Genomic DNA, 24,204 nt, shown 5'->3' on the forward strand with positions numbered 1-24,204 from the left:
ATCCCGCCCGCCCCGGAATGTTCACGCATTGGGGAGCCGGGTTCAAATTCGGCGCTTCGTTGCTCGGCCTCCCCGTCGGTGACCACCCTGCCCGGCCGCCGCAAACCGCGTTCCCCGACGACCTGAAGCAGCCGATCCGTGAGGCCTATGTCGCCTCTGGGTTCATCGAGTCCTGAGAACGGAGAGCTGTAGTGGAGGTGCGCGAATTTCGCGCCAGCGTGCGGGCCTGGATCGACGAGGTCGGAGAGCCGTTGGTCCCCGCGATCGAAGACCAAAGTGTTGACGCCCAGCTGCACCATCAACGTCAAGTGCAGCGACTGCTGTTCGACGCCGGCTGGATGCGCTGGGGCTGGCCGACCCGGATCGGTGGCCTGGGGGGCTCGCCGATGCTGCGCGCCGTCCTCGGCGAGGAGCTCACCAGCCGAGCGCTGGTGCACACCACGTCCTGGTCGATGCACGAAGTGCTCGGGCCGGCGGTGGCCGAGTTCGGCCGGCCCGAACTGGTCGAGGAGATCTTCCCGCGGCTATTGCGGGGCGAGGAATTCTGGTGTCAGGGGTTCTCCGAGCCCGATGCGGGCAGCGACCTGGGATCGATGCGGACGACCGCGCGCCCGTGCGGCGACGGCTGGGTGATCAACGGCGAGAAGTTGTGGACCAGCTGGGCGCACCACGCCACCCGGTGCATCGTGTTGGCCAGAACCGGCAGCGCCGGATCGCGGGGTATCAGCGCTTTTCTGGTGGATATGGACACCCGGGGCGTGACCGCGAGCCCGCTGGAGACGATGGCCGGTGTCGACGAATTCTGCTCGACGTCGTTCGTCGACGTCGAGGTCCCCGCGCAGCGTCTGCTCGGTGAGCTGAACGCCGGCTGGCGGGTCGCACAGTTCATTTTGTCCTGTGAACGCGGCCCGATTTTCTGGCAGCGCGGCGCCTGGCTTGCCCACCATCTCGGTCTGCTCCTTGACGCCGCACGCGACGGGGCGTCCGCGTCGACCCTCGGCGAGGCCTACCAGCTGTTGTGGGCTTTTCGCGCCACCTCGAAGAACACACAGGACCGCATCGCTGCGGGTGATATGCCAGGACCCGAAGCCTCGGTGGACAAGATCATGATCGCTGCCGCTGATCAGGCCGTGTTCGACGCGGCGCGCGAGCTGCTGCGCGGCGACATGGAAACCGATGACACCGCGCGCAGCCGGGCGTGGCGCCGCGAGTGGGCGTATTCGCGCGCTGCCACCATCTACGGGGGCACCAGTGAAATACAGAAAGATATCGTGGCTACGCGGCTGCTCGGATTGCCGAGAAGCGCGTGAAGCAGGCTCACACCATCGATGCCGCCGAGCGGGAACTGATGGCGACGACCATCCGTGGACTGGCGGAGGAACTCGACGGGACCGAGCTTGCGCAGGCACTCGATGCGTTCGGGTTCGCCGACTTGCTCGCCGAGGCGCCCCGGGATGCGGTGTCGGCGCTGTTCACCGCGCTCGGTGGCGCCGGATCGATGTCGACGTCGCTGCAGGATGTGCTGCTGCGACCGTTGGCCGAACATCTGCCGGCCGCGGCGACGGGATACAACGTTGTCCTACCCGGCATCGGCGCCGATCTGGTCGGCGCGGCTGACGGCGAGCTGCTGGCGGTGCGCGGCCTGGTCATCGGAGCGCGGCCGGTGTTGAGGTATCTGGCGCCGATCGCGATCCGCGGTGAGCTGGTCTGGGTTGACCTGCAGGAGTCGTCGGGGGTCTCGACGCGGCGGATCGATGGTCTTGATCCGGCATTGCAGATGATCGAAGTCAGCGGCGTCGACGTGCTGTCCGAGGTGGTCCTGGCTGGGAAACAGGCCGTTGCAGCCTGGGATGCAGTGGCAACGGCAGGCCGGGTGGCGCTGGGCTACCAGATCATCGGGGCGGTCGGGCGGATGATCGAGCTTGCCATCGACCACGCCTGCAGCAGAGTGCAATTCGGCCGGCCTATCGGCTCCTTTCAGGCGGTAAGCACCCGGCTGGCCGACGCACACGTCGCTCGTGCGGGCGCCGCCGCGGCCCTCACGTCGGCCTGGGATGCCGATGATGCCGTTTTAGCGGGTCTGCTGGCGAAGTCGTTGGCGGGGCGTGCGGCCCGCATCGCCGCCACCCAGTGCCAGCAAGTCCTGGCCGGCATCGGCTTCACTGCCGAGCATCCCTTCCACCGCTTCTTGGCCCGTGCGCTGGTGCTGGATTCGGTGCTGGGCTCGGCCAGCGAACTGCCCTCGGTGATCGGTGCCCGTTTGATTTCGGCCGGGACGATTCCCCGGTTGGTAGAGCTGTGAGCGGCGGCGATCCGTCCTGCGCGGAAACGCATCCGGCCGTCATCGTCGACCGTCTCGGGTCGGTGGCGCGCGTGACGTTGTCCCGGCCGGAAAAGGCCAACGCCCTGGACGCCGAGATCACCGATGCACTGCTCGGGGCCGTCCTTGCGCTGCGTGATGAGCCAGACGTGCGCGCGATGGTGCTGACCGGCGAGGGCAGCGCATTCAGCGCCGGCGGGGACTTCAAGACCATCCGTGCCATGCGCGATGACCGCTCTCTGCGCGACACCGTGCTCGCCGCCCACCAAGAGCTGTTCTGGGCAATGACGCGCCTGCCGTTTCCCACCGTCGCCGCCGTCAACGGCGCCGCGGTCGGTGCTGGCGTCACGGTGGCGCTGCTGTGCGACCTGGTCGTGGTGGCCGAAGACTCCTTCCTCAGTGATCCGCGGGTTTCGCTAGGGCTGCTCGACGGTGCCGGCGGGTTGCTGCTGTGGCCGTTGCGCACGAGCCTGTCCGCCGCCAAGGAACATCTGCTCCTGGGCGACCGGGTCAGTGGCGCCGAAGCGCATCGCCTGGGGCTGGCGAACCGGGCGGTACCCGCAGCCGACGTGTTGCAGGAGGCGCTGCAGCTGGCCGATCGCCTCGCCGCGCTCCCGCAGCAGGCCGTCCGGCAGACGCGCCAGCTGCTGAATTTCCACATCGACCGGGTTGCCGCGTTACTGCCACATTGTGCCCGCGCGGAAAGCGAGTGCTTTGACACCGAGGAGCATCGCGTGCTGCTCGAGCGGCTGAGCGCACGCGCGGCAGCCAAGAACGCGAGGATCCCGTAATGGCTCGCGTCGCATTGGTCACGGGCGGCACCCGGGGGATAGGTCGTGCCATCACCGACCGGCTGACGCATGCCGGTGTCGCGGTGGCCGCGGCATATGCCCGCGACGACGTCGCCGCACACGCCGTGCGCGAGGAGGCTTCGCGGTGCGGGGCCACGGTGAGCCTGCATCAGGCCGATGTCGGGGAGCCGACATCCTGCCAGCGGCTGGTTGCCGACGTTCTCGAGCAGCACGGCCGGCTGGACTACTTGGTCAACAACGCCGGGATGGTCAACGAGCAACGGCTCAGCGAGGTCAGCTCCGAGGACTGGCAACGCCAGCTCGCGGTCAACCTGTCTGCGGCGTTTTACCTTAGCCAGGCCACGCTGGCGCACATGACCCAGCAGCGTTTCGGGCGGGTGGTCAACATCGGCTCGGTCACGGCACTGCTGGGCAGCCCGGTGCAGATCGCCTACGGCGCTGCCAAGGGCGGCATCGTCGGCCTGACCAGATCGTGTGCTCGGGCGGTCGCGCGCAAGGGCATCACCGTGAATTGCGTGATACCCGGCAGCTTCGATACCGATATGTCGGCCGAGCTGGCATACACCGACCGGGATGCGGTGACGTCGATGATCCCGGTCGGGCGCTGGGGCCGTCCCGAGGAGCTGGCGCACGCCGTCGCGTTTCTGCTCGACGACCTCGCTTCCTATGTCACCGGCGCCGTCCTGACCGTCGACGGCGGAATGAGCATGGGTGGATGAGCATGAACCGAACTCGACTCACCGCGAGTGACATCGTGGCGCCGCCGGTGGCCCCGGAGCGCCTCGCCGAATACCGCCGCTTCGGCTACATCAGCGACCAGACGATTTCTGCGTCGGTCGTCCGCGCCGCCCGTCAGTGGGGCTCACAGCCGGCCCTCGCCGAAGGCGGCCATCAGCTGACGTACCAGGAGCTGCTCGAGGTGGTCGAACGTGCTGCCGCGTGGCTGACCGGGGCGGGTATCGGGTCCGGCGACGTCGTCTGCTGGCAGACGCCGAACTGGTGGGAAGCTCACGTGCTGGGTCTGGCGGTCTGGCATGCCGGGGCGGTGAGCTGCCCGGTCGCCCCGTTCTACCGGGAACACGAGCTGCGCCAGGTCATCGAAGAGGTGCGGCCGGCCGCTGTGGTGACCGCCGAGGCATTTCGTGGATTCGCCCACGCCGACGCGTTCGACGACCTGCTTGCGGCGACCGGTCTCGGCGACGTTGCCCGAATCGTGCTGCGGGGGACCCGGCCGGGCTGGGCGCCGTTCGACGCGGTCGTCTCGCACGGGCGCCGCCAGAAATCCGCCACGGTCGGACCCGATGATCCGTGCCTGATCCTCTTCACTTCGGGCACGACGTCGGGTGCTAAGGCCGCGGTGCACTCGTCGCGCACGTTGCTGGCCGAAACCCGCCAGCTCGTTGATGCGTGGGGCCTGTCCTGGGAGGACGTCGCCTACATGGCCGCCCCGCTGCAGCACATCACCGGCGTGCTCAACGCAATGACCATCCCGTTGCTGGTCGGCGCCTCCGCGGTGCTGGCCGACCGTTGGGAACCTGACGTCGCGGTGGCCGACATCATGCGCCACCGGGTGACGTATTCGGCGGGGGCAACGGTTTTCCTGCAGGAATTGACCGACGCCGCTCGCGCCGCCCGCGTGCACCTGCCGCTGCGGATGTTCGCCTGCGGCGGGGCGGCGGTGCCGCGCGCGGTCATGGAACGCAGTGAAGAGCAGGGGATTCCGGCCGCCCGGGTGTACGGCATGACCGAACTTCCGACCGTGACGGTGATGAACCGCGCGTATCCGTTCGACCTGCGCGCGGGGACCGACGGCGCGATCGCCCCGGGGGTGCAGGTCCGGGTCGTCGGGACGGACGGCGAGCCGCTGGCCGCAGGCTGCCCGGGCGAACTGCTGGTGCGCGGGCCCGAGCAGATGCTCGGCTACCTCGATCCTGACGCCAACCGGGCGGCCCTCGACGACGCGGGATGGTTCAGCACCGGGGATGTCGGTCTCGTCGACGGTGCCGGCTTCGTCACCATCACCGGGCGGGTCAAAGACGTGATCAACCGCGGCGGCGAGAAGTTCTCGGCCCGCGAGATCGAAGACCTGCTCGTCAAACACCCGGCGGTGCGCAGCGCCGCCGTGGTACCCGGACCCGACGCAAGGTTCGGCGAAGTGCCCGTGGCGTTCGTCGTATTCGACCAGCCAGGCCAGGTGACAGCCGAAGACCTGTGCCGCCATCTGCACGCCACCGGACTGGCCCGCCAAAAGACCCCCGTCGCTTGGCATTTCGTCGACGCGTTGCCGACGACCCCTTCGGGGAAGGTCAAGAAGTTCGAGCTGGTCGCAACCGCGAGCACCGAGTAAAGGCTGGGATGAATCTCGATCAATTTCGCGCCATGCTCACCCTCGGCGACGACATCAAGGGCCGCACCGTGTTGCCGGTGCCGGATCCGAGCGCAGAGCGGATCTTCGGCGGACAAATCATGGCCCAGCTCATCGTTGCCGCCGCACCACCGGGATCTGCCAAAGCGGTGAAGTCACTGCAGATCGCGTTCCCGCGCGCCGGACGCGCTGCCGACCCGTTGTACCTGGACCTCGAGCAAACCCACGACGGTCGGTCACTGGGCCATCGGCGCGCGGTGGCGTGGCAGGGCGAGGAGGCCGGCCGGCGGGTGGTCGCGACCGCGTCGATCCTCGTCGACCGCGCCGACCCAACTGAGCAAGGGTACAACTATCAGTACAGCGCCGCCGCGGCCGGTGATCCGATGGCCGCCAAACCCATTGACTTTGCCGTGATCCCGGGCGAAGCCCGCTTGATCGGCGACGGTCTGGATGTTGAGGACGCGGTGGCCGCGGACCTGGCGTTCTGGATGCGCTGCCCGGACTTCACCGATACCGCGCTTGCCCAACCCGTCATCGCCTACATCTCGGACTGGCCGCTGATCGGCACCCTGCTCCAGGCGGTGCCCGGGGTCAGCCAGCGCGACGCCCACGTCAGCGTCCAAACCGGTGTCGTGACGCATTCGGTGTGGTTTCACCAGCCGTTCGACGTCGCGCAGTGGCTGCGGGTGCAGATCCACGGCGTGCGATTGATCGGTGGCCGCGGCTTCGGCACCGGCGACGTGTACACCCAGTCCGGATCACACGTGGCGTCCTTCGCGCAGGAAAGCGTCATAAGGACCCCACCGAAAGGAATGCAGCCATGACAGCTCAACACTTCGTCCGCTACGACTTCGACGATCGGGTCGCGGTCATCACCCTGGACCGCCCCGACGCCGCCAACGCCCAAACCCCGGGCATCCTCAAGGACCTCGACGAGGCCTGGCGTCGCGCCGACGAGGACCCCGAGGTCCGGGTCATCGTCTTCCAAACCACCGGTAAGCATTTCTCGGCCGGGCACGACATGTCGGGCACCGATCCTTCGGCCGACGGACGCAGCCTGAGCCCGCAGCGCACCGACGGCAAGCTGCTCGCCGACACCTACTACGACTGGGAGACCCGCGGTTACCTCGAATACGCGAAGCGCTGGCGCGACATCCCCAAGCCGTCCATCGCCGCGGTGCAGGGCAAGTGCATCGCGGCCGGGCTGATGCTGTGCTGGCCGTGCGATCTCATCGTCGCCGCGGACAACGCGCAGTTCTCCGACCCGGTCGGTCTGCTGGGCATCATGGGCGTCGAATACCATGCTCACACTTGGGAACTCGGTCCCCGCAAGGCCAAGGAGATGCTGTTCACCGCGGGTTCGGTGTCGGCCGAAGAGGCGCTGCGCTGCGGGATGGTCAACCATGTCGTACCGCTGGACGACTTACGTTCCGCCACAATGGATCTCGCTCATCGCGTCGCTCAGACCGATCCGTGGGCCCTGCGAATGGCCAAGCGGGCGGTCAATCAGACCCTGGACACCATGGGCTTCTCGACGGCGATCGCCTCATGTTTCGACATGCATCATCTCGGCCACACCCGGGCGCTGGCCGCGACGAACGGCCAGACGGTCGTGATGGCCGACCTGGAACGGATGAAAGCCGCGGGCCGCGCCCGGTGAAAAGGCTGGGTCGGAGTCAGGAATTGGCCACGGTGAGTAGGCCACGCGGTCGCCGCGGGAGTCAGCGGGCGGTAACGTCGGCGGCAAGCCCTCGACGCGAACCGATGCTTTACTTGCTCGCGCGAACAGATACTACGTATGTTGAGACTCATGGCAGGGAAGCCGGGCAGCAAGAGAGCGCGAAGGACAAAGCTCGAAGGGGTGACCTCGCTTAGCGCGGGTGAATCCAAGGTGATTCGCGCCTTACACCCGGGTTTTGTGACCATGATGCGGCAACTCGATGCTGACTTGCAGCACGAACATCGCATGTCGCACGCGGAATTCGTCGCGTTGATGTTCTTGTCCGAGGCTCCCGACCGTACGCTCGGGCTCAGCGAACTGGCTCGGCGCTGCCAGCAGTCGCTGAGCGCGATTAGCCGCACCATCGGGCGGATGGCGGCCGATGGGTTGGTCCGCCGTGAGCAGTCATCTCAGGACGCCCGCGCTTACAACGCCGTGCTCACTGATGAAGGGCTCACCCGATTGGAGCAAGCCGTCCCCACCCACGTGGTCAGCCTGCGTCGCCACCTATTCGATCACCTCGACGGTGTCGACCTCAGTGCCATCGGCGATGCATTCGAAAGCATCGCGGCCGCCGCTAGTGGAGACCCCCATATAGTTCCCGATCAACCATCACCAGACACCCCGGTAGGGCGATACATCACGGGCTGAACGGGCTGGGGTCGGTGGCGGTAGTCCCGGCAATCGGGCAGAGAGACCCGCCCGGATTCCCGGCTCTATTCCTTCCGCCCGCCGAGATGGGCTGCCGCCGGGTGGGGCTGTCTTCTGGCAACTACAGCTGAGGCCGCCAAACGGGTTGGGGTCGGTGCCGCCGATCGCGTTCGGGTCGGCGTTGGCGGGGGACGCCCCAACAACGGAGCCGAGAGCGATTGCTGCGCTGACCACTATTTTCGTGATCGCTCGGCGGTGCTGACTTGTCATGTCATCTTCTTTCGTTTGAGACGAACGGACGCCGCATCGTTGCGCAGACTGACTGGCTTGCTTGCGCCAGCAAGCATATGATTGCTTGCGCGTACAAGCAAGCGGTAGGTCTGTCGACGTGACACACAGCAGGGCGGTGCCGCCGCTGACCGCTCAGGAACGCAGGGTGATCGGGGCTCTCCCCGCGGCCCCCTGGCCATGATGGGCGAATTCGACGCCGACCGTGTTGCAGGAGCCGGCACGCAGGCTTCCCACGCCAAGGCCAGGGTTCGGGTAGTCGCTGGGCCTGTCACTAGAAGCTGGACGTGCCGCGCCCTCGGCACTCCGCTCTAACGCATTGCTGCCGCGCAGCATTCAATTCTGTGTCCAGCTTGTGATTGCAGGCCGCGAGGACCGACCAGCAGGGTCGTTGCGGTCGATCTTCTCAGCGTCGCACATTGTCGCCTGTGGGCGACGCCACCAATTGACCTCTGCCATCGGCACTTGTTTGTTGGCGCCGGCAAGCATATGATTGCTCGCGCAAGCAAATTACTAGGAAGGGTGCCAGACCCATGACCGCCGCCCCCATAACCCATCGGCGTGACAACCGTCGTTTCGCTGACGACATCCGGAATTTCACGGCGTCCCCACAACTGGCCGTCAATCTGCAGCGCGTGCTGGTCGACCTCGTTGAGCTGCACCTGCAGGGCAAGCAAGCACACTGGAACGTCATCGGCTCCAACTTTCGCGACCTGCACCTGCAGCTCGATGAGCTCGTTGACGCCGCCCGCGAGGCCAGCGACACCGTTGCCGAACGGATGCGTGCCCTCGATGCCGTTCCCGACGGCCGGTCCGACACGGTCGCAGCCACGACGAGCCTGCCGCAGTTCCCGAGCAACGAGATAAACACCGGCGACGTCGTCGATCTGGTGACCACACAGACGTACGCAACGGTCGATACCATCCGTGACGTGCACGACGCCGTCGACGCCGACGACCCCAGCACGAGCGATCTGCTCCACGAGATCATCGACTCGCTGGAGAAGCTCGCTTGGATGATCAAGTCCGAGAACCGCAAGATTTAACCCGGCAAGCACGACCGCCCGCCGGCTCCGCGTGGTCTGCTGAACGAGTCAGCGCCTGCGGCGCAAGTACGCCGATCGGATCGCCGACGATTCTCAGCGCTTCCCGACCAAGCCGTCAAACCGAATGTCCCACTGCCCCTCGACGACGCCCTGATTGCGGCGGGCCGGGCAGATTGCTCCTTCGGAGCTGACTATCGGCGGAGCATTCGCTTGCTGTCAAAGCTGTTCCACGCCTGCGGACGAAGCTCGATAACGACGCGGTCCTGCCGGGCCAACACCGCGGCGTCTAGGCCGGCCATTTTGCAGAACTGCGGGTAGAACCATTCGGTTGTGGACACGTCATCGCGCACGACTTCCAACGTCCGGGCACTGACCATCCGGCCATGGCCAAGCGGTTTACTGCGCTGGAAACTGCGACCGTGCTTCGGGGGTCGCCTATTAGGCAGTCGATTCCGGGACGGTCGCGGAAGGACGTCACCCAGAACGCATCGCGCTCAAACACATAGGTTAGGAATGCCGACACTGGCCAACCGTCGCTGTTGAGCCAGGAGACGGTGCATTCGTTCTGCGCTGCAAGAAGCTGCATTCGCTCGTCATCCGTCGGACGGAAGGCTGCGAAATCCACGGTTTTGCCTTCTTAGGCACGACGAAGTTGGTCCGTCGTCAACAGCCTAATCAGCCCATGGCGATCGAGCTTGCCGGTAGGGAGCATCGGTACCTCGCTCTCGGCAAGGATCGCGATCACTGTCGGCACCTTGAACCTGGAGAGGTTGGCGCCGGCGTGGGTGGCAACGGCGTCGGTGGACAACTGGGCGCCGTGCGCGGGCACGACGGCGGCTCCGACGACCTCGCCGCGGACGGGGTGGGGCAGGGCGACGACGAAGCTGTGCAGCACGCCGGGCATGGCGTCCAGAACCGATTCGACCTCTGCCGGTGAGACATTGGACCCGGCCGTTTTGATCAGGGCGCTGGCGCGGCCGGTGAAGTGCAGATGCCCGGCGTCGTCGAACCAGCCGCGGTCCCCGGTGTCATACCAGCCGTCGGCGGTGAACACCTCGTGGCGTTCCTGTTTGTAGATCGCGTTCATCAGGATCTGGCCGCGCACCTGGATCTGGCCCTCCTGACTCTGCGGCACCGGAAGACCCGCGGTATCAACGATCCGGTGCTGCACAACCCCGGGCAACGGGATTCCGAAGGAACCGCGCCGTTCCGGGGGAAGCGGGGTGTCGGGCACCTCGACCATGGTGTGCGGGCCGCCGGTCTCGGTCATGCCGAGCAGGTTTGGGGCCAGCTCGGGTTCGCTGGGTCGACGGTCGGGCGGGAGCGCCTGCAGCATGGTGCCGCCCCGGACGGTGGACAGGTCGCGCTTGGCGAAATCGGGGTGGTCGGCCATGGCCTGGCTGGCTTGTGCCCAGCAGGAGATGAAGGTGGCTCGGTCCCGTTCCAGCAGGGCAAGCGTGGCGCCTGCGTCGAACACGTCTTGAGCCAGGATCGCGGCTCCGGTGGACAGTGCCTGCAACACCACCATGGTCAGTCCGCCCACCCAGAAGAACGGCATTGGGGAGTAGATGCGGTCGGCAGCGGTGATGCCGCGGTGGCGGGCCAGGATGGCCGCGTGGCGCACCAGGCTGCCATGGGTGTGTACGACGGATTTCGGCAGCGCCGTGGTACCCGACGTCGTCACCAGCACGAGCTCGTCGGCGGGTTCGACCTCCTGCTCGGCCGAGCCTGTCAGGGTCGCGACGGGCCCCTTGTTGCCGGGCCACGGCGTTGTCCACTCCCGGTCGCAGTCGGGCCAGACGTGCACTCGGCGCAGGTACGGGACCGCGGCTAGAGCGATCGCCGCGTTGCCGTCGGCCACGCCCGGTAGTGCATCGGCTACTCGGGCAACCAGATCGTGGCCGGCGATCGACCGGCCCATCAATAGCACCTGAGTGTCGGTGTGGCGCAACAGCCGAGCGAGTTCGGCGCCCGGTGCAAAGGTCGACAACGGGACGGTGAGCGCGCCGATGCGCGCCGCGGCCAACCATGCGATGAGCCACTGGGCGCAGTTGGGGAACAGGATGCCGACGCGGGTTCCCTTGCCCACGCCCGATGCCAACAGCGCATCGGCGAGTGCCCTGGACTGCGCGTCGGCCTCAGCGAAACTGAGCCGCTCGGAGTCGGTGACCAGGAACTCGCCAGCAGGCTCGGCGCGCCGCCGTGACAGCAACTCGGGGACACTGCCCGGCAGCCCAAGGAATGCATCCGAGGCGGTCTGCGCCGCGGCCATCAGGCGACGTGCACCGGGATATGGGAGTAGCCGGCTACGTTGGACATTGTCACCCGCCGCAACCCTTCGGTATCCACGGTGAACCGCGGCCAGCGCTCGCGGATCGCGTGCAAGGCCACCCGAGTCTCGAGCCGCGCCAACCAAGAGCCCAGACAGCTGTGCGCGCCATATCCGAAAGCCAGGGTGGTGGAGCCGCCCCGCCTGATGTCGAACGCGTCGGGCTGGTCATAGGCCCGCGGGTCGCGGGTCGCAGCCCCGGTAACAAGCAGCGTCGGAGATCCGGCGGGGATGGTGCCGCCGTCGAGTACCACATCACGGGTGGCGAACCGGCCCTGATACTGCGAGGGCGGGTTGAGTCGCAGCATCTCCTCGATCGCGCCGGGGACTAGGCCGGGATCGGCGAGCACCAACTCCCACTGATCGGGATTGTGGTGAAAAGCCATGGTGCCGTTGCCAATTAGCTTGGTGACTGTTTCGCTGCCCGCCGCCGCGATCAGCACCGCGAACGTGGCGATGTCCTCGTCGGTGAGCCGGTGCGTCACCCCGGTCTCGTCCTCGTAGGTCGCGTCCACCAGCCTGCTAATGATCAGGTCGTCGGGCTGGCGGCGCTTCTCCTTGGACAGGGCCAGGAAGTAAGCGTTCATCGCCATCGAGTCGGCGACGCCGCTTTCGGTAGCGAAGGGGTTGTTCGGCTCACGGTGCAGGAACCCGTCGGTCCAATGCCGGATCTGCTGGCGCTCTCCCGGGGGGACGCCGAGCATTGAGGAGATGATTTCAACCGGGAACAGCGCCGCGAAGTCGGCCACGATGTCGAAATCGTCTCTGCCACTGAGGGCGTCGGCGTAGGAGGTGACGACGTCGGTCACTAGCGGCTCCAGGTTGGCGATCGCCGCCTTGGTGAAGACCTGGCGGACCAGCTTGCGGAGCAGTTCGTGTTCGGGGGGATCCATGAGGATCAACATCTTGAGTTCGTCGAACCTGTGGCGCATCGACAGTGCGTCCAGGGTGACGCCGTAGGCGCTGCTGAATGTCTCCCAGTCGCGGTGGGCGGCAACGACATCCTCATTCCGGGTCAGGGCATAGAAATCCCACCGCTCGCTGTAGTACACCGGCGCCTCGTCGCGCATCCAGCGATAGGTGTCGTAGGGGTCGTCGAAGAAGCTGTCGGAGTACGGGTCGAACTCCATGGGGGAGCCATCCTCGCGTGGTTTGGTGGCCGATCCCGCACCGTGGTCAGTCGACATCTCAGGCGTCTATCCGCATCATGTTCGACAGGGTGCCGCCCATCACCATGGCGATCTCGGCGTCGTCCAGCTCCGGGTGACGTTCGGGGTAGCTCAGCGGGTCGGCCAAGCCCTCGGGATGCGGGTAGTCCGAGCCGAAGAACAGGTGATCGATCGGCACCAACTTCGCGAGCTCAGCGACGTTCTCCTCCCAGAAGGGATTGAAGTAAATGCAGCGTTGGATGGCCTCGACCGGATCCTCGCTGTAGAGCTGAGGCATCTTCTTGCGGGTGTCCCTGAGGTTCTCCAGCAGTCGCGGCAACCAGGTGGTCCCGTTCTCCACCATGCCAATCCGAAGTTCGGGAAACCGCGTCAGCAGCCCGTGGCAGGCCAGCGCCGCCACCGCGTCCTCGGCCGGGTTGCGGGCCAGGCTGTAGTAGGAGCGGAACGGTGACGGCTGGAACGGCCGGAACTCACCCGAGCCCTCCCAGTCGTTGGCGTAACGGGAATACCCGCTGTCCGACGCATGCATGATGACCAGCACGCCGGTCTCGACGACCCGCTTCCAGAACGGATCGAACTCGGGGAGGGCGAATGACCGCGGGCCGTGTAGCCCGGGTACCGGCGCCGGCCGGATGAGGATGGCGCGCGCACCGCGCTCGACCACCCAGTTCAGTTCTTCGATGGCCTTGTCCACGATGGGCAAGGTGATGATCGGCGTGGTGAAAATGCGGCCCTTGTAGTCGAACTGCCAGGTCTCGTGCAGCCACTGGTTCAGAGCGTGAATGATCGTGTGAGTCGCCTCGGGGTGCTCTCGGAAACGTTCCTCCACCAGGCTCGCCAGTGTCGGGTACATCATCGATTTGTCGATGCCCTGTTCGTCCAGCAATGCCAAGCGGGGCCCCGGCTCACGGAACGCCGGGGTCGACTCGATCGCTTTCCCCAGAATCTCGCGGTGCGACTTTCCTTCAGGGTTGCCGTTGTGGAAGTAGTCCTCCTGGGCTCCAGGGGCGGCGACCTTGTCGAAAGTCGGGTTGGGAATGTAGTCGCTGATCTGCCCCAGGGTGGCGATCTTGGTGCGCCCGTCTACTTCGACGTACCGGATCGCGCCGTGGTACTCGGGCGGCAGGAACTTGGTGAGCGCATCGCGTGTCTCGTACATGTGGTTATCACCATCGAAGACCGGATAGCCCAATCGCGACGTCATTGAAATCCTCCTCGTGCCTAGCCGTACCTGCGGTGTAGAACGGCCACTACTCAACATTGCGACAATCAGATGTGCGATTGACTCTATCATCGAGTGCGTAAAAAGAGGATATACGTTTACTTTTTCGTCGTGCACCCATCTGTTTTGCGGGTAACGTGCCTTCTGTGGCGGCGCTCGCGTGTTGCCGTTGTCGAGGACTTTGCGATCGGGAGGAGGTATCGGTGGATCTGTCGCTCACGCGGGAGCAGCGCGCGGTCCGCGACGCGTTCGCGGCCTTGTTCGTAAAACAGGCCACCCCAGAGAGGGTGCGGCGGGCGGAGGCCACTGGCTTCGACGGACTGCTCTGGCGGCACTACGCCGAGATCGGCGCATTGGGTATCGGGGTCCCCTCGGACTGTGGGGGCGGGGGCGGCGGACTCCTCGAATTGGCCCTGGTTGCCGAGGAAGCCGGTCGACGCCTCGCCCCGATCCCGGTCGCCGAGACCGCCGCCGCGGCCCGGGCGTTGGGTCGGCTGCGTGAGAAGGAATTGCTGGGGCCGGTCCTCAGCGGATCTGTCATCGTGTCACTGGCCACGCAGCCCGGCCAGGTGACGCAGCAGTGTTTGGTCGACGGCGCAATCGCGGACGCCGTGCTGGCGCTCGACGGAGACTCCCTGGTCTACATAAGTCGCCCGGAAGGCTTCTCCAAAACTGGACACCGCAACCTCGGCGGACTATCGCTGTCCCGCTGGGGCGACCCGGGTGCAACCACGATCCTCGCCCAGGGCAGCGAGGCGCGCGCGATCTTCGACACCGCGATCGACGAAGTACGCGTGCTACGCGCATCCGCGCTGGTCGGGTTGGCCTCCGAGGCCGTCGGGATCGGCTCCCGGTATGCGATCGTGCGCGAGGCATTCGGCCAGCCGATCGGAATGTACCAGGCGGTCGCGCATCCGTTCGCCGACGCGGTTGCCGGCCTGGATGGTGCCCAGTTGCTGGTCCGTAAGGCCTGTTGGGCAATGGATTCCGCGAAGGAGGACGTCGGCGCGCTGGCGGCGATGGCGTTCGTGTTCGCGGCCGAGACGGCTTATCACGCGACGACGCACAGCCTGCACGTGCACGGCGGATACGGGTTTATGGAGGAGTACGACATTCAGCTGTATTACCGCAGGGCCAAAGCGTGGGCGGCCGCGTTCGCCGATCCGCTGCGCGAGCTCCTCACTGTCGCCGACCGGCGGTTCGGCCCCGTGACGACCGGAGGTTGGTGACTCGATGGACTTCAGCGAACCTGAGAACTGGACCCGAATCCGCCGCGAGGCAGAGGCATTCGTCGCCGAGCATGTCACCCGCGAGGTGATCGAGCGCGAGCGCCGCACCGGCGACGGCGTTGATCGCGCGCTGACCCGCAAGCTGGGGGAGCGCGGCTGGATTGCCGCGGGGTGGCCGATCGCCGAAGGTGGTGCCGGGCTGGATCCGTTCGAGGTGGCCGCGCTGTGGAACGCATTGCGCAAGGGTGGCGTGCCGACCGCGGGCCCTGGTACGACGATGCTGCCGGCCAACGCCATCCGCGCCACCGGTTCGGAGGAGCTCAAAGCCAGGGTCCTGCCTGGTGTCGCCGCCGGTGAGGTTCTGATTTGTCTGGGGTACACCGAGCCCGCAGGGGGCTCGGATGTGTTCGCCTGCGCGACCCGATCGCAGCTCGATGGGGATGAGTGGATCGTCAACGGGCAGAAGATATTCACGACGTTCGCCCATCTTGCCGACTACTGCTTTCTACTTACCCGCTCGCAACGCGGATCGGTGGGACCGCGTGGCCTGACGATGCTGCTGGTACCGCTGGACACACCCGGTATCGAGATCCAGGCGGTGCACACGATGGGTCACGAGCGCACCAATATCGTGTTCTACAACGATGTGCGAGTCGCCGATGCGAACCGAGTAGGTGAGGCGCACGAAGGCTTCGCGGTGATGCGGGCCGCGCTCGAGGCCGAGCAGAATGTCGCCCCCGGTTCGCGCACGGCGTGGGTCGCCGATGATGCACTGGAATTCGCCCGCACGCACCGCGGTCCCGACGGCGCTCAACTGATCAACGATGTCCTGGTCCGCGAGCGCCTGGCCCGCATGGCGATGGAAGCTCAGGTGGCCGACCTGCTGGACCTGCGGGTGGCCTTCCTCGACGCCGAGGGCGAAAAGCCAGGTCCGGTATCGGCGTTGTTCGGGCCGGAAAGCTACGTGCGCGCATCGGCCGCGGCGGTCGACATAGCGGGGGCCGCGGGCATGATCGACTGGACCGACCCGGAATGCGCTGTGGACGGCGCCCTGGACGCGCACTATCGCAGCGCCGTCGCGTCGACGATCTACGGCGGGTCCAGCGAGGTGCTGCGCAGCCTCATCGTGGAGAACCGCCTCGGGTTTCCGCGTAGCCGTCCACGGCGCTGACGGGCCTCCCCCGCGGACGATACGCCGAGAAGGCAACGCGCTCAAAGGAAGTCGCTGCCACCGTCGACATTGAGGTGGGCGCCCGTCATAAACGTGTTGTCTGGTGAGGCACAGAACGCGATGACGGCGGCGACCTCGTGAGGCAGCCCGAGCCGACCCAAATCCACCGACATGCCGTGGCCGCGCCCCAGCAGTCCGAAGGCGCCCACGGGATCATTCGTCGCGATGCCGGCGGAGGCGAGCACCGGTCGCGCCCAATCGGTGAGGATCGGACCCGGGGCGACGGCGTTGACCAAGATGGCATCGCTGGCCAGACTGCGGGCGAGGTTCTTCGTCACGCTGAGGAGCGCGCTCTTGGCCGCGGTGTAGCTCACCAACCCCGCCGACTGGTGCTGCACCGACATCGCCGTCACGTTGACCACCCGGGCCCACTCTGCGGCTCGCAGCAGCGGTAAGGCCGCACGCACACACCGGACCGTGGACAAGACGCCCTGGTCGAACGCCGCCGTCCACGCCGCGTCGCCCAGGTCCTCGAAGCGACCGGCGCCGGTCGGAACGGCCGCATTGACCAGCACGTTGAGCGCACCCCAGCGCACGCCAACCATGTCGAAGATGGCCTCGACATCAGACGTCGAACTGAGATCCGCGGTCAACGGCAGCACCTCCGGACTGCCGGCGTCCGCCAATGTCGCGGCGGTTTCCTTCAGCCGGGCGTCGTCCCTGCCGATGACGCCGATCCGCGCGCCCTGTTCGGCCAGGCATACCGCCGTCGCCAGCCCGATGCCGCGGGTGCCCCCCGCGATCACCGCGGTGGCATCGCCGAATCCAAGATCCACGATCGTCGCCTACTACGACAGCGCCAGGGCGGCGTATTCGTCGGGCCGGCCCATCCGACGGGGGAAGGCCGCGTCGCGGGTCAGCTCACCAGCCATTTTCTCCGGAATTCGCGACGTGATCCCGGTGGCGAACAGGCTCGGCGCGACGGCGGTGACCCGGATGCCGAGGCTGCCGAGATCACGCGCCATGGTCAAAGTCATGCCCGCGATCGCGGCCTTCGCGGCGCTGTAGGCGACCTGGCCGATCTGCCCTTCGAACGCCGCAATCGAGGAAGTGTTGACGATGACGCCGCGTTCCTCGTCGTCGGGCTCGTTGCGACTCATGTGCCAGGCCTGTAACCGGTTCAGGTTGAAGGTGGCGATCAGGTTCAGCTCGATCACCGAACGGAAGGCGTCCAGGGGGTGCGGTCCGCTCTTGGACAGCGTGCGCGCCGACACCCCGCCACCTGCGGTGTTGATCGCGATGTGCAGGGCCCCCAGGCCTTCGATGACCGCCCCTAGCGCAGTCTCCACGCCGTCGGTGTCGGTGACGTCGCACGGGTGAAACGACGCGCCAGCGCCAAGTTCGCTGGCCACCGCGGCTCCGTCCGACGACGGCAGGTCCAGCACGGCGACTCGAGCACCCCGCTCGGCCAGCCGTTCGGCGGTCGCCCGGCCCATGCCCGAGGCGCCCCCGACGACCACCGCGCCGCTGTCCTTGACCTTCACGCCAACCTCAATCCGCTGTCACGACGTGCTGTCCTCCTACGAGGACATCACAGTACACATAAGTAGATCCATGCTCTATTAATTCGGCTAGGCATATATTCGTAATCTGTTACGGTGCGTGTTGGTTGTTCGTCGGTTGTGACCGGAGGTGTGATGACAGAGCCCGGCCCCGCCGAGCCGGTGGCGCGGCCGCTGCCGCAACCGACCATCAGCTCCGAGCCGTTCTGGACGAGTGGAGCCGACGGGCGCCTGCGGATCGCTCAATGCCAGGCGTGCGGCCGCTACCAGCACCCGCCCCAGCCGATCTGCCCGCACTGCCGCAGCTGCGAGGTGGCGATGACCGCGGTATCGGGACGTGCGACCGTCGCCGGTTTCACCGTGAATCATCAGCAGTGGCTGCGACGCTTCCCGCCGCCCTACGTCGTCGCGGTCGTCGCCATCGCCGAAGACCTTTCGGCCCGACTGACCACCAACATCGTTGGCTGCGAACCCGAGCGCGTCGCTGTCGGGCTGCAGGTCAAGGTGGTGTTCGAGCAGCACGACGATATCTGGATTCCGCTGTTCGAACCGGATTCCGAGGCCGCCGAGGTCGGGCCGGTTCCAGGCCCCCGGGATCTGACTCGCGATGTGCGGCCCATGTTGTCCACCCGCAAGTTCGAAGACAAGGTGGCGCTCACGGGGGTCGGGAGCTCGACGATCGGGCGTCGCCTCATGGTCGATCCGGTGTCATTGACCGTTACGGCGTGCCTGCACGCCGTGGCCGACGCCGGCTTAACGCTCGAAGACATCGACGGTCTGGCCACCTATCCGGGCGGGCTTGCCGGAGGGATGTCGGAGGGCGGGGTCACGGCGGTCGAGGAGGCTCTGCGCATCCGGCCCACCTGGATCGCTGGTGGGGCCGAAGTTCCCGGACCCAGCGGCAGCGTCGTGTCGGCCATGCTCGCCGTCGCCTCTGGGCTGTGTCGGCACGTGTTGTGCTTTCGAACGGTCTGGGAATCAACCCATACTGCCCTGGCCAGGCGCGCCCAGCCCGCGGCAAGGGAAGGGCGGGCATCGGGCATATTCGAGTGGCGCGCACCGTTCGGCGCGATGTCGGCAGCCAACTGGATCGGGGTCAACGCGTCGCACTACTTCTGGCGCTACGGCGGCGACCGCGCCTCGACGCTGGCCCCCATCGCCCTGACGGCGCGGGCGAACGCGTCGCGCAATCCGGCAGCGATCTACCGCGATCCCCTCACCCTGGACGACTATCTGTCAGCACGGATGATCAGCTCGCCGTTCGGCCTCTACGACTGCGACGTGCCGTGCGACGGGGCGATCGCGGTCGTCGTGTCGTCGATTGACACCGCGGCGGATCGGCCGAAACCACCGGTGCTGGTTGAAGCGGTCGGAACCCAGGTGCTCGACCGGATCTCTTGGGACCAGGACACTCTCACGCACGAACCGCAGGTGTTTGGTCCCGCGAAACACCTGTGGACCAGAACCAGCCTGCGGCCCGACGATATCGACGTCGCCGAGCTCTACGACGGGTTCACCTTCAACGCCGTCTCGTGGCTGGAGGCGCTCGGGTTCTGTGGTGTCGGCGAGGCCGCGGATTTTCTCGACGGCGGAACCACGATCGCGCTGGACGGGAAGTTGCCGCTGAATACCCACGGGGGTCAATTGTCTGCCGGACGGACCCACGGCTTCGGCTTCTTGGCCGAGGCCATCGCGCAACTGCGTGGCGAGGCCGCCGGGCGACAGGTCGCCAACGCACAGGTTGCGGTCGTCACTACCGGCGGCGGTACGCCCGGTGGAGCGCTGCTGCTGAGACGGGAGCACTGATGCGCAGGACGGACGGATGAAGCTGCAACAGGATCCAGAGATCGAGAGCTTCCGCGCCGAGGTCAGAGGTTTCCTCGAGCAGCACCGGCCGCCGGTGCGCACGCTGGGTAGAGCCGGGGTGCGCGCACCCGACGCCGAGGACATTCCCGCCCTGCGGACATGGACCGCCCAGCTGTTTGAGGCCGGGTACGTGGGCGCTGACTGGCCCGTCGAATGGGGCGGTGCCGGCACCAAGGACGCGCTGCGCGCGACAGTCGTCGGCGAGGAGATGGCGCGGGCTCGGGTACCCACGCCGATCGGTGCCGGCCTGCTGGCCGCCGCGGCCCTCATCCACTGCGGGCGCCCCGACCAGCAGAGGCGCTACCTGCCCCGGATCCGGACCGGCGAAGACATCTGGTGCCAACTATTCAGCGAACCCAGCGCGGGCAGCGACCTGGCGAGCCTGACCACGCGCGCGCGTCGCGACGGCGATGACTTCATCGTGGACGGTCAAAAGGTCTGGACCACCAACGGCCAGCACGCCCAACTCGGCTACCTGTTGGCCCGAACAAATCCCGATGTACCCAAGCATGCCGGCATAACCGCGTTCGTCCTGGACATGACCAGCCCGGGCGTCGACGTGCGGCCGCTGCGCGAGATCACCGGCACCAGCGACTTCAACGAAGTCTTCTTCGATGGTGTGCGGATACCTGCGAACAATGTGCTCGGCGAAGTCGACCAAGGCTGGAAGGTCGCGACCACGAGTCTCGTTGAGGAGCGCTCCAGTGTGGGCACCGCGGGCATCATCCAGTTGCGTGCGGTACGTGACGCCGTGGTGATGGCGCGGTCGCTGCGGCGCGGATCCGGCCCAGCGCTGGACAACGATACGGTCCGCCAAGACATCGGCCGGCTGTACGCGGCCGCGCGGGTCAGCGTTCGGCTGGGCCAGTACAACTTGTCGCGCGCGTTGAGTGGCGATTCCGATCCCGGCGATGCTCCTTTGGCCAAGGTGCTCTACAGCGAGACCAATCTCGCGCTCACCGAGTTCGGGCTCGGGCTGCAGGGCACCGATGCGCTGCTCACCGAAGACGACCCCGAGGCGATCGCGGGCGGTTGGTGGCAGGACGCATTCCTTTATTCGCGGGCTCTGACGATCGCCGGTGGCGCCAATGAGGTGTTGCGCAACATGATCGCCGAGCGTTCGCTTGGACTGCCCAGGGAACCGCGCGGTTCTTGACGTCTTCGGAGGTAAGTCGTGGATTTCACCGTGAGTGATGAACAACGGATGCTCGTGGAAAGCAGCCGCAAGTTCCTGGCGCGCGAATCGCCGATCAGTCGTGTGCGCGAACTCGCCGATTCCGATGAGCGCGGCTACGACGAGCGCGTTTGGCAGTTGGGCGCGGAACTGGGGTGGGCCGGCTTACTCATCGCCGAGCAATATGACGGTTTGGGGCGCGATCTGGTGGACGTCGCGCTGATCGCCGAGGAACACGGCAGGACGGTGCAGCCGGGCCCGCTCATCGGTAATACCCTTGCGGCAGTGGCGATCTCACAATCCGGACGCGACGACCTGTGTTCGGAGATATTGCCGCTACTGGCAAGTGCCCGGGGCGTCGCAGCGTGGGCCTTCGCGGAGTCGCGCCAGCCGTGGGACGCCGACGGAGTGTGCGCGGTGGCTGCCGAACATGCCGGGGGCTTCCGGCTGAGCGGCATCAAGGTCGCGGTGCAAGACGCCGACGCCGCGGGCTGGATTCTGGTCACCGCCCAGCTGGGAGGCCGCGTGGCGCAATTCCTTGTCGACCGACGGTCCGCAGGAATCGGTGTGCGGCGCCAGCACACCCTCGACATCACCCGGCGCCTCGACGAGGTCGTGTTCGACGATGTTGCGGTGCCGCCATCGGCGCTGCTGCACGCAGGCGACGCTGCGGAAACGGCGGCTGCACACCAAAATCGCTGTGGTGCAGTACTTGTCAGCGCTGACAATATCGGTGTCGGTGAGGCCGTGCTGGAGATGACTGTCCGGTACGCAAAGCTGCGGGTCCAGTTCGGTCGCCCCATCGGTAGCTTCCAGGCGGTCAAACACAAGTGCGCGACGATGCGGATGTGGCTGCAAGCTTCGAAGGCCGCGACCTATTACGCCGCGATGGCCGTGGCCGCCGAGGCGGATGATGCCGAGGAAGCCGCCAGCGTCGCAAAGGCGTACACCTCTTCGGCGATCGCCGCTCTGACCAGTGAGGCCCTTCAGGTGCACGGTGGCATCGGCTTCACCTGGGAACACGACCTGCATCTCTACCATCGTCGGGCCAAGGCGAACCAGGTCCTGTTCGGTGATCCTTATCTGCACCACGAGCGGCTCGCGGCGGTGCTGGAAACGGCTACCGCCTAGGCAACTGTTCGCCGGCCGAACTGGCGGGCCAACCAGTCCGCGCTGTCGCGTGCCGCGGTTCGCGCCACGGCGGTGTCGGCGAACATGTCGAAGCCATGCACAGCGCCTGAGTAGACATGCAGTTCGGTGGGCACCGCCGCCCGGGACAGTCGCGCGGCGAAATCGATCGACTCATCGCGCAAGCAGTCAGCCGTGCCGACGGCGATGAAAGTCGCTGGCAGACCTTTTAATTCGGTCGCCCGCGCAGGCGCCGCATCTTCTGGCACGTCTTCGGTGCGATACCGGTCGCCGAGATAGCTGCGCCAGCCGAACGCGTTGGATTCCCGGGTCCACACCGGCAATCCTTGGAGCTGGCTCGACGCGGTGCGGCCGCGGTCATCGAGCATCGGATATTCCAGGTATTGAAATGCCAAGGGGGCGTTTACATTATCGCGCCACCGTAGCGACAGGCCCGCCGCCAGTGCCCCGCCGGCACTGCGTCCGGCGATACCGACCTGCTGCGGGTCGACCTCTAGCTCATGGGCGTGTTCGAAGAGGAAGCGCAGCCCGGCCTCGCAGTCGTCCAGCGGGGCGGGGTAAGGCGATTCGGGTGCCAGCCGGTATTCGACGCTGACGCAGACGCAACCCAACCAGCGGCACCACTCGATCAGGCGGGCATCGTCCATGTGCCGGTTGCCGATCACCATCCCGCCCCCGTGCATCCAGAACAGGACGGGCGGCTCGGCCGCGGCTTCGACGGGTCGTAGCAGCGACAGAGCGACGCCATCGCGTTCGGTGGTCAGCTCGAGGCGCTCGATGTCGGGCGCGGACTGCGGCTCGAACATCGATCCGGCGCGCATGGCCGGAAGCGTGTCGATGGAGAAGTCGAAATCGGGGAATCCATCCAGACTTTCGTTTATCTCCGGGTCGATCCAGGTGGCTTTGATCGTCGCCATTAACCGACACCCATCAGGTGCTTGCCCGCGCCTACGAGACCACCGTCGACGCGGATGTCGCAGCCGGAGATGAACCCCGCGGCGTCGGACTCCAAGAAGGCCACCGCGGCGGCGATGTCCTCGGGACGCCCGGGCAGCGGTCGGTCTGGGCGCTTGACCGGGGTCACGTCGATCATGACCGGGATGATCTGCTGACGATCCAGTTCCAGCCTGCCCATCGGTGTGTCGATCAGGCCGGGTGAGATCGCGACGGTGCGGCCGCCCCTTTTGCCCCACGGCGTGGCCAGCCGTTCTGCTAGCCGGACCACGCCGCGTTTGGCCAGGACGTAGGCCGTGGCACTGTCGAGCTCTTGGCCCATGGCCTGTTCGATCGTGGCGAAGAACCCTTCGGCCAGCGGATCGTCCAGCAACGGCTCGACGCCCGCGGGGACGTCACTGTATCCGGCGATCGATCCGATCAGGATCGCGGAGCTCCCCGGGTTGACCAACGGGAGCAAGGCGTCGGTGATTCGGACCGATCCGGCCAGGTCCACGTCGAGCACCGTCGCCGCACCGGCCATTTCCGGTGAGACACCCGCGGTGTGCACGAGGCAGCGCAGACGCCCGAGCTCGCGTACCCGATCGGCGACCGCGGCGACATCGGCGGGGGAGGTCACGTCGCAGCGCAGCGTCTCGACGTCGGCCCCGTGCCCAGTCAGCGCCTTGCGCGCCTGGTCGAGTAGATCCTCGCGCATGTCCACGAGCAGCAGGCGGCCACGATCGGCCAGCGCGCGGGCGCAGGCCAGCCCCATGCCGCCCGCACCCCCGGTGATCACCAGGACGTTGTTCACAGTCATCCGGCTCCTCTCCATCGGTGGATCACCATCGGCCCCGCTGGCCGACGAATCCGCCGACAAGCCGTAGTGTGCCATAAAAGCAACTTAAAATATGCGATGGAGGAAACCCTAGTTGTCCTAGAAAGAATGTGATGGTCTACTCGACTTATGAAGGTGACTTTCGAGCCCGATCTCTGTGACGCCAATGGATTATGCGTGCTAGCGGCGCCCGAAGTATTCGAACTTATCGATGACGACGTCGTCGAGATCCTGTTTCCGGAACCGGCACCCGAGGTGGAGTCCGCCGTCACTGACGCGGTGATTGCCTGCCCTAAGCAGGCATTGCGACTACCTGCGGGCTGACCTCAGCGCTTGTTGCAACGCTACATCGCACACGAA

At 66.5% G+C, this 24,204-nt stretch carries 21 protein-coding genes and 1 pseudogene; 15 read left to right on the forward strand and 7 right to left on the reverse strand.

Features of this window, described 5'->3' with window-relative positions:
- Window positions 1–191 precede the first annotated feature (191 nt).
- From BST44_RS03210 to BST44_RS03255, 9 genes are all read left to right on the forward strand, one after another.
- On the forward strand, window positions 192–1,310 hold the full coding sequence (locus tag BST44_RS03210) for an acyl-CoA dehydrogenase family protein (RefSeq protein WP_047323409.1): 1,119 nt from the start codon (window positions 192–194) through the stop codon (window positions 1,308–1,310).
- Complete coding sequence (locus tag BST44_RS03215) at window positions 1,307–2,302, forward strand: acyl-CoA dehydrogenase family protein (protein WP_224112267.1); 996 nt, start codon at window positions 1,307–1,309, stop codon at window positions 2,300–2,302. Before BST44_RS03210 ends, BST44_RS03215 begins: the two co-directional genes overlap by 4 nt.
- The gene (locus BST44_RS03220) at window positions 2,299–3,111 is read left to right on the forward strand and encodes an enoyl-CoA hydratase/isomerase family protein (RefSeq protein ID WP_047323410.1); all 813 of its coding nucleotides are present in this window, start codon (window positions 2,299–2,301) and stop codon (window positions 3,109–3,111) included. The genes BST44_RS03215 and BST44_RS03220 overlap by 4 nt, the downstream gene beginning before the upstream one ends.
- Window positions 3,111–3,851: an SDR family oxidoreductase gene (locus BST44_RS03225; RefSeq protein WP_047323411.1), complete on the forward strand. Its 741-nt coding sequence runs from the start codon at window positions 3,111–3,113 to the stop codon at window positions 3,849–3,851. Before BST44_RS03220 ends, BST44_RS03225 begins: the two co-directional genes overlap by 1 nt.
- The gene (locus BST44_RS03230; protein WP_224112266.1) at window positions 3,848–5,479 is read left to right on the forward strand and encodes an AMP-binding protein; all 1,632 of its coding nucleotides are present in this window, start codon (window positions 3,848–3,850) and stop codon (window positions 5,477–5,479) included. Before BST44_RS03225 ends, BST44_RS03230 begins: the two co-directional genes overlap by 4 nt.
- An 8-nt stretch (window positions 5,480–5,487) precedes the next feature.
- On the forward strand, window positions 5,488–6,321 hold the full coding sequence (locus BST44_RS03235) for an acyl-CoA thioesterase (protein ID WP_081235440.1): 834 nt from the start codon (window positions 5,488–5,490) through the stop codon (window positions 6,319–6,321).
- Window positions 6,318–7,157, forward strand: a complete 840-nt coding sequence (locus tag BST44_RS03240) for an enoyl-CoA hydratase (protein WP_047323413.1) — start codon at window positions 6,318–6,320, stop codon at window positions 7,155–7,157. The genes BST44_RS03235 and BST44_RS03240 overlap by 4 nt, the downstream gene beginning before the upstream one ends.
- 150 nt (window positions 7,158–7,307) lie before the next feature.
- Window positions 7,308–7,868, forward strand: a complete 561-nt coding sequence (locus BST44_RS03245) for a MarR family winged helix-turn-helix transcriptional regulator (protein WP_167380149.1) — start codon at window positions 7,308–7,310, stop codon at window positions 7,866–7,868.
- An 821-nt stretch (window positions 7,869–8,689) separates the two neighbouring features.
- Window positions 8,690–9,202 carry a Dps family protein gene (locus BST44_RS03255; protein ID WP_047323414.1) on the forward strand — a complete coding sequence of 171 codons (513 nt, stop codon included), beginning with the start codon at window positions 8,690–8,692 and terminating at the stop codon, window positions 9,200–9,202.
- A 637-nt stretch (window positions 9,203–9,839) separates the two neighbouring features.
- On the opposite strand, the gene BST44_RS03265 is transcribed toward BST44_RS03255, so the two are convergent.
- Genes BST44_RS03265 through BST44_RS03275 form a run of 3 tightly spaced genes read right to left on the reverse strand, consistent with a single transcriptional unit; the run spans window position 9,840 to window position 13,904 of the window.
- Window positions 9,840–11,474 (reverse strand): class I adenylate-forming enzyme family protein, encoded by a 1,635-nt coding sequence (locus BST44_RS03265; protein WP_047323416.1) that lies wholly within the window; start codon window positions 11,472–11,474, stop codon window positions 9,840–9,842.
- Entirely contained in the window at window positions 11,474–12,718 is a 1,245-nt protein-coding gene (locus tag BST44_RS03270; protein WP_047323417.1) for a cytochrome P450, read from the reverse strand. Before BST44_RS03270 ends, BST44_RS03265 begins: the two co-directional genes overlap by 1 nt.
- Before the next feature lies 1 nt (window position 12,719).
- Window positions 12,720–13,904 (reverse strand): amidohydrolase family protein, encoded by a 1,185-nt coding sequence (locus tag BST44_RS03275; RefSeq protein ID WP_047323418.1) that lies wholly within the window; start codon window positions 13,902–13,904, stop codon window positions 12,720–12,722.
- A 221-nt stretch (window positions 13,905–14,125) separates the two neighbouring features.
- Between BST44_RS03275 and BST44_RS03280 the strand changes: the two genes are divergently transcribed.
- Together BST44_RS03280 and BST44_RS03285 are read left to right on the forward strand one after the other, a co-directional pair.
- Window positions 14,126–15,151 carry an acyl-CoA dehydrogenase family protein gene (locus tag BST44_RS03280; protein ID WP_047323419.1) on the forward strand — a complete coding sequence of 342 codons (1,026 nt, stop codon included), beginning with the start codon at window positions 14,126–14,128 and terminating at the stop codon, window positions 15,149–15,151.
- Between the two features lie 4 nt (window positions 15,152–15,155).
- On the forward strand, window positions 15,156–16,322 hold the full coding sequence (locus tag BST44_RS03285; protein WP_047323420.1) for an acyl-CoA dehydrogenase family protein: 1,167 nt from the start codon (window positions 15,156–15,158) through the stop codon (window positions 16,320–16,322).
- A 41-nt stretch (window positions 16,323–16,363) separates the two neighbouring features.
- On the opposite strand, the gene BST44_RS03290 is transcribed toward BST44_RS03285, so the two are convergent.
- Window positions 16,364–17,158 carry an SDR family NAD(P)-dependent oxidoreductase gene (locus tag BST44_RS03290; RefSeq protein WP_083175120.1) on the reverse strand — a complete coding sequence of 265 codons (795 nt, stop codon included), beginning with the start codon at window positions 17,156–17,158 and terminating at the stop codon, window positions 16,364–16,366.
- Between the two features lie 15 nt (window positions 17,159–17,173).
- Window positions 17,174–17,866 (reverse strand): annotated as a pseudogene (locus BST44_RS03295) (SDR family NAD(P)-dependent oxidoreductase); the annotation flags it as partial.
- A 153-nt stretch (window positions 17,867–18,019) separates the two neighbouring features.
- Here BST44_RS03295 and BST44_RS03300 point away from each other — a divergent pair.
- From BST44_RS03300 to BST44_RS03310, 3 genes are read left to right on the forward strand one after another with little or no spacing between them, the layout of a single operon-like run.
- Window positions 18,020–19,690, forward strand: a complete 1,671-nt coding sequence (locus tag BST44_RS03300; protein WP_047323422.1) for a thiolase C-terminal domain-containing protein — start codon at window positions 18,020–18,022, stop codon at window positions 19,688–19,690.
- A gap of 16 nt (window positions 19,691–19,706) precedes the next feature.
- A complete protein-coding gene (locus tag BST44_RS03305) occupies window positions 19,707–20,906 on the forward strand; it encodes an acyl-CoA dehydrogenase family protein (protein WP_083175122.1) in 1,200 nt (399 codons plus the stop codon).
- Between the two features lie 18 nt (window positions 20,907–20,924).
- Window positions 20,925–22,055: an acyl-CoA dehydrogenase family protein gene (locus BST44_RS03310; RefSeq protein ID WP_083175123.1), complete on the forward strand. Its 1,131-nt coding sequence runs from the start codon at window positions 20,925–20,927 to the stop codon at window positions 22,053–22,055.
- Here BST44_RS03310 and BST44_RS03315 read toward each other — a convergent pair.
- Entirely contained in the window at window positions 22,052–22,990 is a 939-nt protein-coding gene (locus tag BST44_RS03315) for an alpha/beta hydrolase (protein ID WP_083175125.1), read from the reverse strand. The two genes, BST44_RS03310 and BST44_RS03315, sit on opposite strands and share 4 nt — an antisense overlap.
- The gene (locus tag BST44_RS03320; protein ID WP_036396783.1) at window positions 22,990–23,826 is read right to left on the reverse strand and encodes an SDR family oxidoreductase; all 837 of its coding nucleotides are present in this window, start codon (window positions 23,824–23,826) and stop codon (window positions 22,990–22,992) included. Before BST44_RS03320 ends, BST44_RS03315 begins: the two co-directional genes overlap by 1 nt.
- Window positions 23,827–23,973: 147 nt before the next feature.
- On the opposite strand from BST44_RS03320, the gene BST44_RS03325 reads away from it, so the two are divergent.
- Window positions 23,974–24,168, forward strand: a complete 195-nt coding sequence (locus BST44_RS03325; protein ID WP_083175127.1) for a ferredoxin — start codon at window positions 23,974–23,976, stop codon at window positions 24,166–24,168.
- Window positions 24,169–24,204: the final 36 nt, after the last annotated feature.

Origin of the sequence: Mycobacterium scrofulaceum (assembly GCF_002086735.1) — a bacterium.
Classification (GTDB): domain Bacteria; phylum Actinomycetota; class Actinomycetes; order Mycobacteriales; family Mycobacteriaceae; genus Mycobacterium; species Mycobacterium scrofulaceum.

Bases quoted from the DNA above. Each gene is read 5' to 3' on its own strand.
- BST44_RS03225 (WP_047323411.1), top strand. From the start codon at position 3,111: ATGGCTCGCGTCGCATTGGTCACGGGCGGCACCCGGGGGATAGGTCGT.
- BST44_RS03230 (WP_224112266.1), top strand. From the start codon at position 3,848: ATGAGCATGAACCGAACTCGACTCACCGCGAGTGACATCGTGGCGCCG.
- BST44_RS03235 (WP_081235440.1), top strand. From the start codon at position 5,488: ATGAATCTCGATCAATTTCGCGCCATGCTCACCCTCGGCGACGACATC.
- BST44_RS03240 (WP_047323413.1), top strand. From the start codon at position 6,318: ATGACAGCTCAACACTTCGTCCGCTACGACTTCGACGATCGGGTCGCG.
- BST44_RS03245 (WP_167380149.1), top strand. From the start codon at position 7,308: ATGGCAGGGAAGCCGGGCAGCAAGAGAGCGCGAAGGACAAAGCTCGAA.
- BST44_RS03255 (WP_047323414.1), top strand. From the start codon at position 8,690: ATGACCGCCGCCCCCATAACCCATCGGCGTGACAACCGTCGTTTCGCT.
- BST44_RS03265 (WP_047323416.1), bottom strand. From the start codon at position 11,474: ATGGCCGCGGCGCAGACCGCCTCGGATGCATTCCTTGGGCTGCCGGGC.
- BST44_RS03270 (WP_047323417.1), bottom strand. From the start codon at position 12,718: ATGTCGACTGACCACGGTGCGGGATCGGCCACCAAACCACGCGAGGAT.
- BST44_RS03275 (WP_047323418.1), bottom strand. From the start codon at position 13,904: ATGACGTCGCGATTGGGCTATCCGGTCTTCGATGGTGATAACCACATG.
- BST44_RS03285 (WP_047323420.1), top strand. From the start codon at position 15,156: ATGGACTTCAGCGAACCTGAGAACTGGACCCGAATCCGCCGCGAGGCA.
- BST44_RS03300 (WP_047323422.1), top strand. From the start codon at position 18,020: ATGACAGAGCCCGGCCCCGCCGAGCCGGTGGCGCGGCCGCTGCCGCAA.
- BST44_RS03305 (WP_083175122.1), top strand. From the start codon at position 19,707: ATGAAGCTGCAACAGGATCCAGAGATCGAGAGCTTCCGCGCCGAGGTC.
- BST44_RS03315 (WP_083175125.1), bottom strand. From the start codon at position 22,990: ATGGCGACGATCAAAGCCACCTGGATCGACCCGGAGATAAACGAAAGT.
- BST44_RS03320 (WP_036396783.1), bottom strand. From the start codon at position 23,826: ATGACTGTGAACAACGTCCTGGTGATCACCGGGGGTGCGGGCGGCATG.
- BST44_RS03325 (WP_083175127.1), top strand. From the start codon at position 23,974: ATGAAGGTGACTTTCGAGCCCGATCTCTGTGACGCCAATGGATTATGC.